This is a genomic window from Altererythrobacter sp. Z27 (assembly GCF_052683155.1).
Map to the genome: position 1 here is coordinate 2357324 of NZ_JBQYMC010000001.1, position 11369 is coordinate 2368692.

General features: G+C 58.1%; 8 protein-coding genes. 2 read left to right on the forward strand and 6 right to left on the reverse strand.

Annotated features, from left to right (window positions below):
- Positions 1 to 37: 37 nt before the first annotated feature.
- On the reverse strand, positions 38 to 1324 hold the full coding sequence (locus ACUJ47_RS11475) for a methyltransferase domain-containing protein (protein WP_445538527.1): 1287 nt from the start codon (positions 1322 to 1324) through the stop codon (positions 38 to 40).
- A gap of 657 nt (positions 1325 to 1981) precedes the next feature.
- Here ACUJ47_RS11475 and ACUJ47_RS11480 point away from each other — a divergent pair.
- Positions 1982 to 3121 (forward strand): glycosyltransferase family protein, encoded by a 1140-nt coding sequence (locus tag ACUJ47_RS11480; protein WP_445538528.1) that lies wholly within the window; start codon positions 1982 to 1984, stop codon positions 3119 to 3121.
- Positions 3122 to 3239: 118 nt separating this feature from the next.
- Here the strand turns inward: ACUJ47_RS11480 and rfbC are convergent, their stop codons facing one another.
- Genes rfbC through ACUJ47_RS11500 form a run of 4 tightly spaced genes read right to left on the reverse strand, consistent with a single transcriptional unit; the run spans position 3240 to position 7123 of the window.
- A complete protein-coding gene (gene rfbC, locus ACUJ47_RS11485) occupies positions 3240 to 3794 on the reverse strand; it encodes a dTDP-4-dehydrorhamnose 3,5-epimerase (protein WP_445538529.1) in 555 nt (184 codons plus the stop codon).
- Positions 3791 to 5134, reverse strand: coding sequence for an NAD(P)H-dependent oxidoreductase (locus tag ACUJ47_RS11490; protein ID WP_445538530.1), 1344 nt, complete (start codon positions 5132 to 5134; stop codon positions 3791 to 3793). The genes rfbC and ACUJ47_RS11490 overlap by 4 nt, the downstream gene beginning before the upstream one ends.
- Positions 5135 to 5153: 19 nt before the next feature.
- Positions 5154 to 5948: a glucose-1-phosphate cytidylyltransferase gene (rfbF, locus tag ACUJ47_RS11495; RefSeq protein ID WP_445538531.1), complete on the reverse strand. Its 795-nt coding sequence runs from the start codon at positions 5946 to 5948 to the stop codon at positions 5154 to 5156.
- Positions 5945 to 7123: an NAD-dependent epimerase/dehydratase family protein gene (locus ACUJ47_RS11500; protein WP_445538532.1), complete on the reverse strand. Its 1179-nt coding sequence runs from the start codon at positions 7121 to 7123 to the stop codon at positions 5945 to 5947. Before ACUJ47_RS11500 ends, rfbF begins: the two co-directional genes overlap by 4 nt.
- Positions 7124 to 7384: 261 nt before the next feature.
- Between ACUJ47_RS11500 and ACUJ47_RS11505 the strand changes: the two genes are divergently transcribed.
- Positions 7385 to 9997 (forward strand): AMP-binding protein, encoded by a 2613-nt coding sequence (locus tag ACUJ47_RS11505; RefSeq protein ID WP_445538533.1) that lies wholly within the window; start codon positions 7385 to 7387, stop codon positions 9995 to 9997.
- 23 nt (positions 9998 to 10020) lie between these two features.
- On the opposite strand, the gene ACUJ47_RS11510 is transcribed toward ACUJ47_RS11505, so the two are convergent.
- The gene (locus ACUJ47_RS11510) at positions 10021 to 11091 is read right to left on the reverse strand and encodes a glycoside hydrolase family 5 protein (protein ID WP_445538534.1); all 1071 of its coding nucleotides are present in this window, start codon (positions 11089 to 11091) and stop codon (positions 10021 to 10023) included.
- Between the last annotated feature and the right edge of the window lie 278 nt (positions 11092 to 11369).

The following is an 11369-nucleotide window of genomic DNA, read 5'->3' on the forward strand; positions in this document are numbered from 1 at the left end:
CATGGATTGACAGTTTCTAGCGTCGCGGCGCGAATGCTCACGGTATCACCGTGACTTCGGGTATAGGCACCACAAACTGGCCGCCCCAATCGCGCACATATGCGTTCTGAGCAATAATCTCGTCTTTGATGTTCCAGGGCAGGATCAAAACATAGTCCGGCTTTGTCTCTGCGATGCGCTCGGGAGGGTAGATCGGAATATGTGTGCCAGGAAGGAGCTTGCCTTGCTTGTAGGGATTGCGATCAACGGTGTAGTCTAAAAAGTCGGTGCGAATACCGCAGTAATTCAGCAACGTGTTGCCCTTGCCGGGCGCTCCATAGCCGACCACGCTCTTGCCAGCCGCCTTTGCTTCGATGAGGAACGAAAGCAATGCGCGCTTGGTAGCCTCGACCTTGTTGGCAAATGACGCATAGGCCTCCCAGTCGCGCAAACCGTAGTCCTCTTCGAACTGAACAATCCGGCTCAAGCGGTCAGTGACCGGAAGGCCCCTGTGTTCATGCCGCGCGTAAATTCGTAGTGACCCACCATGTGTGGTCAGCTCCTCCACATCGAAAATCTGCAGTCCGTTAGCGCCAAATATGTGCTGCATTCCGAGCACCGAAAAGTATGAGAAATGCTCATGGTAGATCGTGTCGAACTGATTTTGATCCATAAGGCGCACGAGGTGAGGGACCTCAATAGTCACAATGCCGTCTGACTTTAGCAGCAGTGCGAGGCCCTGCACAAAGTCATTGATATTATGGATCTGCGCAAGGACGTTGTTGCCGATGATGAGATCGGCCTGCTTGCCTTCATTCCTGAGCCGCTGGGCGCAGTCAGATCCGAAGAACTCCACCAGTGTCGGTACACCCCGTTTCTCGGCATCAGAGGCTACGTTGGCAGCCGGATCGATACCCAGTACCGGAATGGATCGCGCCACGAAGTGCTGCAGCAAATAACCGTCATTGCTTGCGATCTCTACAACGTGGCTGGATTCATCGAGCGCAAGCCGGTCGACGATCATTTCCGTATATTTCCGCCCATGCTCGACCCAGGAGTCAGAGAAGGCGGAAAAATAGGCATATTCCGTGAATATGTTTTCCGGAGGCACGAACTCCTCAAGCTGAACCAGTAGGCACTCCCTGCAGAGATAGACCACAAGTGGGTAGAATGGCTCCATTTCGCGCGCGCGATCCAGGGTTACGACGCTCTGGCACAGCGGCGACATGCCCAGGTCGACAACCACATCTTGCAGGCTCGCGTCACAGAACCGACAATGACCCTGCCTTGGCTGGTGCGGAGTTGCGAATTGTGGCGTGGGCAGAGAGGAAAGCGCTTGTTTCATAAACTGTCCCGCAAACTGAGGGCTGGGAGGAAGACTCGCCGAAGAGCCACTCTTTGCCGAAGCTCAAGAGTCCTGTGAAACTTCGGGTGATCTGGTGGAGGCATGAAGGATATCTCGCGGCCCATTGGGCCGATGCGGACTGCGCCCAGGTCACGGCAACCTGCAAGGACCGCGCGGGTGCTGGCATCGGAGAGCGGGGCTGGTTTCAGCCTACCCGAAGCGTGGATGAACGAAGTCCTGTAAGACGCCAATGATTACCCCCTTAGACTCAGTCGAACGAATCGAGCTGCGGCTAATAGAATGGGGGTATATGACCTTTTGCCGAGCGCAACCGCGATTCATTGCTTGAAAATCAACGTATCAAAATGAAACGTCTCTTACTCAAAGCTTCGAATCGAATGATAAGTCTGCACTGCCTTGGCTCGGTTCAGGATGCCTGGTGGGGATTGTCGGAACGGCATTCAAAATCGGGATGGTCAGAAAAGGCACAATCTCGTGATTGCATTTGCCTGCGGCGACTCTCGGAGGTAGTCTGAGCTGACTGCACCTGGTGCGGTTCAACGTTTTCCGACGAGAACAAAATCTCAGGGTTTGCCAAACGAATTTGACCGGGGTTCACCCGACCGCACAGTGTCAGCGACGAGTTGAGGGAAAAGCATGGCAAATCGGCGAAGTGTTTTACTCTCTTCGAACTGCAATGTTTGGAAAGAGCCCTTCAACAGCCAATCCTATGCGCTGCTCCAAGTGCTTTCGTCGATCGAGGACGCTCAAATTGTGCTGCCGGAGGCAATGCCACATCTTGCCCAGCACGCTGTCAGGCCAAGCATTAGATTTCTCGCCTCGGAGCTAACCCGGCGTTTGCAGTCGCAGTTGCTAGTTGCAGCCGGCAGGATTGGAGCTCGCAGCTGCGTGCCCGTAACGATCGACCGGAACTTCGACCTTCTGTTCTTCTCGTGCCAATTTCCCATCGAGCTTTCGACGCTGGAGAATCTCAAGGGCTGGCGTGAGAGATGTGGCTTTGTGGCCGTCTATCTGATGGAAACGTGGTCATACTCGCTGGAACAGATGGCTCCATACTTGCGGTTGCTGGACAAGGTGGACCATGTATTCGTCTTGCACGGACAAAGTATTCCCAACCTGCGCAAATACACCTCAACGCCAATAAGCAAATTGCCCACTGCGGTCGATTGCCACCAGGCTACTCCGTTGCGTTATCAACCCGATCGATCGATCGATGTGTACAACTTCGGGCGCCGCGCTCCGCTGATTCATGCCGATCTGATCGAACGCGGCAGGAATGATCCGAGTTTTCACTACGTGTTCGATTCGATCCAGGGCGGCATCGTGCAAGATTGGCGTGAGCATAGGAAATTGTGCGCGGAGCAGATGAAACGGGCAAAGTTCTTCCTTGCTTTCAATCCGCGCGACATTGGCGCCGCCAATGGCAAGGCGCATAACGAGCAGGCGCTCGCGACCCGCTATTTCGAAGGGGCCGCCGGCGGTGCGGTAATGCTAGGGACGAAGCCCAGGATCGACGATTTCGAAACTCATTTTGATTGGCCGGACGCGCTTATCGAACTGCGCCCCGACGGAGATGTGTGCGCACTTTTCGACAGTATTATGTCTGACCCGGATCGTATGGCGCGGATAAGCCGCCGGAACGCGGCCGAGTCACTTCGTCGCCATGACTGGGCACATCGGTGGTCACAGGTACTCGATGTACTGGGAATGGACCGGACAGCTCAGCACGATGAAAGGATTGCCGAGTTGGCAGAACTGGCCGACACGGCATCGTAACTCCATCCCGGCATTAGCGCTTTGCAGCGCAAACTGTCCGGCGAAGCTGCTTCCACAAGTTGGGCGATGCTTGTTCGCCAAGCAACGCGCGTTTTCGAAGGTTTGGCGCGGGCCGCGTTCAGCGAGCAAAGAAGACTGGCTTGTCAGACTCGAGCAAGGGCCAATTGCGGTCCTTGTCCGAAAGGTCGGCTACAGGCATCGGCCATTCGATCCCCAGCTTCGGATCATCGAAGCGCAATCCTCTTTCGGACTGGGGCGCGTATGGCGCTGTAATCAGATACGTTACTTCAGTATCGTCGCTCAGGGTCTGGAACCCATGGGCAAAACCCTTGGGGACATAGAGCATGGCTCGGTTCCCTGCCGACAAAGTAAACCCTTCGTGCCGCATGAAAGTTGGCGACTCCGGTCGCAGGTCGACCACTACGTCCTGAATTGCTCCTACCACGCAGCGGATCAGCTTGTCTTCGGCATCTGGGTTGATCTGGAAATGCATTCCCCTGATCGTGCCAGCCCGTCTGGTGAGCGAGGCATTTTGCTGGACGAAGTCGGCATTGAGCCCATGTTGCGCGAGTTCCACGGCGCACATGGTTCGCGCGAAGAACCCTCGCTCGTCTTCGCGAAGTTCCGGCCGGATCAGCATAGCATCGGCAAGCGTGGTCGGTTCGAAGATCATGCGTCCACCTCGATCTGGTCGGCTGAGTTTACGCCAAAGAACAGCTCTTCCTGTTCCGCATAAAGGCGATCGATCACTCTTCCTTCGGGCACATCCACCATGTCAAAGGTGAGCGGCGTGTCCTTAGCGACCGCCACTTTCAGGCGGCAATCGAGCGCGATGCCGATGGGCAGCAATCTGTCCCGCCGCATGACCTCGATGTTTTCGGCGACACCATAGGCCTCGAACCCTCCGAATTCGGAAATGCGGGTGCCGACGCCAAGGTCGGTCTTCGCTACCGCAAAAACGCCAACCTTCGCTTCGGCGCGCGGCGTGAGCGTGGCGTCCCCCAGAAGTACAGCTCGAGCCACGGAGAACGGCACTTCGAAATGGCATAGGTGATAGGGCGTGGAGAAGACATAGTAGGGACCCTCGCCCAGCTTGTAGAGATTGAGGTAATGGCGCTGCTGCGGGTCCGGCGTAGTGCCGATAACGAACACGCCCGGTCCGGGCTTGGCCCCTACGACATAATCGACGAGTGCCGGCCTGGTGGGATCGAGATGTTCGATGAATGGCGCGATCGCCTCCTCAATCGGCACCAGCGGGCTGTTCGGATCGCCGCCTGAGAAATCGGGGCCGAGCATGCCGCGCCGTACCACCCGATAGCCATATGCATTCGCGACGATAGCCTGTTCGAACGATATCTTTGTGCCGTCTGCAAACGACGAGACCATGGCTGCGTTCTGCCCCCATTTGGCGGCGAAGGCCTTTTGTGTCTCGGGGTTGCGGTATGGGTCGTGCAAGCCCTTGATGTTTCCCGACAGCACCGGTGTCACGCCCAGTCCCGTGACGAAACGCAGGAGGTTGCCCTGCACACCAGGCTGGTCGCCATCGCAGAATGTATAGACGACGCCCGCCTTATCAGCCTTCGCTTTCAGGATCGGGCCGACTGTCCCGTCAAGTTCGGCGTTCATCTGGACCACATGGATCCCGCTTTCGATCGCACGCAGAACCACGCCGGCGGCATGTTCGATGCTGCCGGTCACCTCGATGATCGCATCGAGCATACCGCATGAGGCGAGCGCCAGCGCATCCTCTGTGACTGCGGGCCTGTTATCCGAAATCGCAGCAGAGAGGCTCGTCGCATCGTTTGCGATCACAGGTTCGATGCCGCACTGGCGATAGCATTCGATCGCTTTCGGCAGTGTGCGGTTGGCGATCGCGGCCAGCCGCATTCCGGGCACATGATCGATGATCTGCTGGGCGATGCCGCGCCCCTGGAACCCGGCCCCGACAAGGCCGACGCGAATATCTTTCCCTTGCCGGGCGCGCTGTTCCAGAATGCGATCGACAATGATCATCGGCCTCTTGCCCGCTCCTTCATTCCCAGACTTTCCACGGCGGCGAGGTAGACCAGGCTTCCTCGAGCACTTCCTTGTCGCGCAGCGAATCCATGCTTTGCCAATAGCCTTGGTGAACGTAGCTGCCCAACTTCGCCTGATTCACAAGCTGGCCCATCGGCTCGTCTTCCCAGACGGTAGCATCTCCTTCGATCAGGTCGAAGACCTCTGGCTCGCAAACAAAGAAGCCTCCGTTGATCAGGCCTCCGTCGGTGCGGCCTTTTTCCCTGAATCCGTCGACGAGCTTTCCTTCATCTCCAAGGTGGAGCGAACCATAGCGTCCCGGCTGTACAACGGCCGTGAGGGTTGCGTGGCATTTCGACTGTCGATGCTGCTCCAGCAACTTGTCGATGCGGACGTCGCTCAACCCGTCGCCATAGGTAAGGAAGAATGTACCGTCTTCCAGCAAATGTCGCGCACGGCGGATGCGCCCCCCGGTCATGGTGGAATGACCGGTGTCGAGGATCGTCACTTTCCACTTCTCGTCAAGGTCCCCATGGAAGCTGACTTCGCCGCTTGCCAGATCCACAGTTACGTCCGATCGACGGGACCGGTAGTGGAGGAAGTAGTCGCGGATCATTTCCACCTTGTATCCGCCAATCACCACGAATTCTGAACAGCCGTAGTGGCTGTAGATCTTCATGATGTGCCAAAGGATCGGCATGCCTCCGATCTCGACCATCGGCTTGGGCCTGACAGTCGTTTCCTCGCTCAGACGCGTCCCGAAGCCACCCGCCAGAATGGCGACCTTGGGCATCGGCTTGAGCCCGGTCATGCAATCCATTCCAGTTCGGATGACAGCTGGCCAGTGCTTGTCAGTCGCTGCAATTCGTGAAGCCGGATCAGCGGTGAACTGGGTGTCTCCGCTTGGTCAAGACCGGCGCTGCGCATCCCGGCAATCAATTGCTCGATTGAATCGCCAAGCGTGCACAGCGGCTGATGCTGTGGCGCAAGGCGCGCAAAGGTAGAAAAATCGACCTGATAGGACCGGCTGTCTACGGGCGCCTCTGTGTTGATCGAAACCGTTACGCCCGGCAAAGCCTCTTTCACCGCCATGGCGAGATCGCGGACCTGAAAATTGTTCGCGTTATGGCCGGTGTTCACCACAAGCGTGCGGCCGCCTTGTTCCGGGCTGCGCGAAGCAGCCCATTCGATCGCGCGTGCCATGTCACTCACGTCGATTAGCGGTCGCCACGGCGAGCCGTCGCTAAGTACCGTGATCTCGTCATGGCGCAGGGCGCTGGCGACAAAGTCATTGAGCACAAGATCGAGCCTCAAGCGCGGCGAATACCCGCACGCCGTGGCAAAACGCAGCGCGGTGATCGTCATATCGGTGTCGATCTGGGCGAGGAGGTCCTCGGTTTCCACCTTTGAGCGCGCGTAGGCCGTTTCCGGTGCCGTGGGATCCTGCTCGGTGCGGGCGCCACCCTCTGCGATGCCGTAAACACTGCAGCTGGAGGCGAAAACGAAGGACTTGCAACCCGCTTCTGCGGCCAAGCGGGCCAGCCGCTGCGAAGCGTCGCGATTGATCGACAAGGTGGCGCTTTCGAACTTGTTGCCCATAGGGTCATTCGAGACCGCAGCCAGTTCCACCACTACATCGAAGCCGGACAGCAAGCCGGGATGCAGGTCGCGGGCATCGCCGAAGATCTGCCGGTCAAGGAACCGTTCGGGCAAGGTCGAACCGGGCACGAGCGCTTGGCCGAAGTAGGCATTGTCGAACCCAACAAGCGTCGCATGTGGCATAGATTGCCTCAAATGCGGCCCCAGTACGGATCCGACGTATCCCATGTTTCCAACGATCAATACCTTCATCGCCACTCCGATCGGTTGCATGATATCCACTTGAGGCACGGCAACATCAGATGAATGTCCATCGAGATACACCGGCTCACAAATTTGGCTTCTATTGCGCGCCGAGAGTGAGCCAAAACTGCGCCGGTTTGTCACTCAAAATTGGCGGGATGTTCCATAACTGCGCAAGACTCCAAAATTATCGCCCACGATAGTTTGACTGGTCTAGTGTATCCATTGCGCTCCCTGAAGCTGGATAAACGCCCAAGGTAGTGCTCGATCGGGGGGGCAGGTTGCTGAACATGAAGATCAATGCACTGAAGGTCGGACATTGGTTGGCAAAGGTGGCTTCTGGCGCGTTCCGAACCCACCGGTGCGAGCACCTCTAATGCCTTCGTACTGGAGATTATAGGATTCATGGGCGAGCACGAGCTGATCGACTTTGAAAAGCACAGCGAGAATATCGCGCTGCTTTGTGGAGCAGACGGCGAAGCATTGTCCTATGCGAAGCTAGATCGATTGAGCAGGAGGCGGCTGGAAGACTTTGGTACTGCTCGCAAGCTTATCTTCCTCGAAGCGAGCAATTCCATTGAATCAATGATCGACTACGTCGCCGCGCTGAGAGGCGGTCACGTTATCCATCTGATGGAGGCTTGCGACGCGCCGCAGGCCGCGCGGCTGATCGATTCTTATCGCCCCAATTTGATCGTCAGCAAAGGCAGCGTAACATCGCTGCACTCGGATGCATTGGACCTGCACCCCGACCTGGCTGTGTTGCTGTCGACTTCGGGATCGACCGGTTCGCCCAAGTTTGTGAAGCTTTCGTCGGCGGCTATCCACGCCAATGCCCGCTCGATTTGCGAATACCTCGCTATCACTGAACGGGACCGACCGGTCTGCCACCTGCCGCTGTTCTATTCCTTCGGTATGAGTATCGTGAATTCGCATCTTTCCAGTGGGGCGACGCTGGTGCTTACGGATCGGTCGTTCATCGAGCCCGAATTCTGGCACATCCTGCGCGATCATCGGGTAACGAGTTTCTCCGGAGTCCCGCACAATTTCGAGATCCTCCGCCTGCAGGGCTTCGATCCTGCCGAATATCCCGACCTGCGATATGCGGCCCAGGCCGGAGGGCGCCTGGCGCCTGACGATGTGAGCCATTTTGCCCGTTCCTTTGCCGCGTGTGGAAAGCAGTTCTTCGTGATGTACGGCCAGACGGAGGCTGCCCCGCGCATGTCCTACCTTCCGCCGCATCTCGCTTGCGACAATCCGGGCAGCATCGGTTTGGCCATTCCCGGCGGGGAACTCGCGCTGGCAATGGACGACGGGACCTTCAGCACTACCTACGGCGAGACGGGCCAGCTTGCTTACCGCGGTCCGAACGTAATGATGGGCTATGCGTATTCCGAAGCCGAACTGGCGATCGACGAGACGCCCGAGTGGCTGCTCACTGGCGATATCGCGCGCATTGCTCCAGGGGGCCTCTTCGAAATCGTTGGCCGGGCGTCGCGGTTCGTGAAGCCGCTCGGGTTGCGCATCGATCTTGATGAAGTCGAGAGTTTTGTCCGCGAATACGCCCCGGTCGCTGCAGTCACGGGCGACGACAAAGGGATTGTGGTGGCGGTCGAGGCCGAAGACGCGGGCGCAGACGCACTGGCGCAACGCATCGCGACATTCTGCCAGCAGCAATACGGCCTGCCGAACGCAGCAGTAACCGGGGTGAGCTACGCATCGCTGCCGAGGTTGGCGAACGGAAAGCCCGATTACCGGCGGATATTGGCGGCGGCGGACGAACAAGATGCCGATCAGGAACCCGCCGGAGGGGCTCGGTCGCTCGTCGGCGTCGCTCTAGATCGCTTGTTCCAGCGTCATCATCCGTCCGCCACGCTGGAAGAGGAAATCGGCCTGATCCTGGGCAGAGAAATCGATCCGGCCCGGTCGATCATGGAAGCCGGAGCGGATTCACTCAATTATATCGATGTATCGCTGGCGATCGAAAGCCGCATAGGGGAGTTGCCGAAGGACTGGGAAGCCCTGCCGATACGCGACATCGAGGAACTTGCCAGCAACCCACGCACCGACAAACGCGAAGTCAGGGCGCAGACCAGCCCGGATTTCCTGCTTCGCGCAATCGCCATAACCGGGGTGGTAACGACGCATGCGATATTCCCCGCGTTGGAGGGGGGCGCCTATCTGCTGCTCGCACTCGCCGGCACATTTTTTGCTAGGTTTCAGCATACAAAGCTGCTCGATCAGCGGTTTGCGGCCGTACTGACTCCATTGCTGAAGATCCTGTTCGCCTATTACCTCATCCTGGTTCTCTTCCAGCTGACTCGCGGAAATGTCGAGTTCCTTCATTGGGTGCTGTTGGCGAACTTCTCGCCGCGATTGCAGGCCGAGTTTTCGTTATTGCCCTACTACTGGTTCATCAGCGCCTTTGTGCAGATTACCCTCTTCTATACAGCGCTGTTCCTGATCCCGGCCTATCGCCGCGCGTCGGCGAACAACCCGTGGGCGACCGGATTGGCGACACTTGGCCTTTCGTTCGTCGTCGCCCTTGCCGCAAAACTTCTGGTTGCGCATCTTGGTATTGGCGAGGCACTCGCCGAAGGGCATTTCGAAACGCGAACGCCCATTTTCCTGTTCTACATCTTCGCTCTAGGCTGGTGTGCGAATTTCGCCGATACCGTGCAGCGCAAGGCCGCGCTTTCATGCCTCGCGGTCATCATGCTTCCGTTTATCGGGCAAGCGTCGCTGGCGATCTGGCTGGTCTTTGGTATGCTTGGAGCAATGTGGTTGCCACCGCTCCACTTTCCAAAGTTGGTGCGCAACCTGACCACGGCTGTGGCATCGGCAAGCTTCTATATCTTCATTGTCCACATGATCCCGGTCCAAATCCTGCGGTTACTGAACGACCCGCCAATGATCTATGGGGTTGCCGCGATCCTCGCATCGCTGGGCCTCGGGATTGCCCTTGGCAGGTTCGCGGCGACGCCGTCTGCGATCTGGCGAGCGCTCAGGTCGCGCTGACCGGCAAAGTCGGTGGGGACTGTTCACTCGCTGGTTTGCGACAGGTAACGGTCGTGTACAGTCGGCGGGTCATCGCCGAATGTCAGTCGGAACGGATAATCCGCGGGCCACCATGGCCCTCCCCCCCATGCGGCCCAGCCCACGACCGCCTGCGAATTCCCCAGTTTGGCAAGCATCGCGGAATACTCTTCTGGGCAGCGGCTTCCGCCTCCTGCTGCGATTTCGCCAAAGAAGAGTTTGTGTCCGCCGTTTTCAGCCCACTCTATCGCATCATCGACGCGATCGGCCGAGCCGGCGCTGCACTCCCCGGACATGCCGCTCGAATTGTCGTCAAGATATTGGTGCACCTCGAAAACGCTTCTTCTCAGCGGGTCCGAAAGGGCCTCTGCCTTGCCCGAATTGCCCGAAAGTTCCCAGCTCCATGCTCCCGTCCAGCGCGTCCCCGGTACAAGCAAGACATTCTCGACGCCACTCGCACGCAATTGCAGCACGACCGACTGCGCATACCGCCACCAATCATCGGCGGGTATGCCATGTGGCTCGTTCATCAATCCGAACCAAATACCGTCCTGACCCTGATAGCGCACACCGAGTCGCCTCCAGACATCGGCAAGCGCGGGCACCGGCAGGCCCTGCGAGCCGAGCAGTTCCTCGCCTGATCCTGCTTTGCGTCGAGCGTAATTGTGGAGGTCGAGCACAACTACCATTCCAAGCGAGCGGGCATGCCCGACGATCCGGTCAACTTCAGCAATATCGCCTTTTGCCAAGCCGCCCATGAGCCGGGGCTGTATTCGTTCCCAGCGCACAGGGATGCGTACGAGTTCAAAGCCCTTGGCATGGACCAAGTCGATGAGTTCGTTGGAGGGATAGGTGTAATCCCTTCCCCTTATGCCTGGCACCGCGCCGAATTCGCCTCCTGAAAGGTTTACGCCCCGCATGGCGCCAGTGGTCGCAATCCCGCCAGAAGCGGATCCTGCGGCGGTGCCGGCATCGTTCCGGCTCTCTCCAGCACACAATCCACCGAGCGCCAGAAAGACCATCGCCGCAACCAGCGCTGCGAAGTTCGCCGCCGGGCGCGGGATACGCCCAATCATGAAATCAAGACCTTCAACGACCCCGGCAAATTCCGGGTTGAAGCGTAGCGGCGTCGCATGGACGTTCCATGATTTCCAGCGCTGATTGCGTTTCTCCCACTAGACCGGTTTCGAATGCTCTTCCCGATAATCGCCAGCCATTCGCGCCGCCTGAGCACGCGCGGCTTTTGGAGGGCTCGCGTAACCTCTACTATGCCTGCCAATAGGCATATCACAGCTTTCCGCACGTGTCCGACACAAGCGTCCGTAAATCCCGAGACTCGGTTTCTGCCAATTGT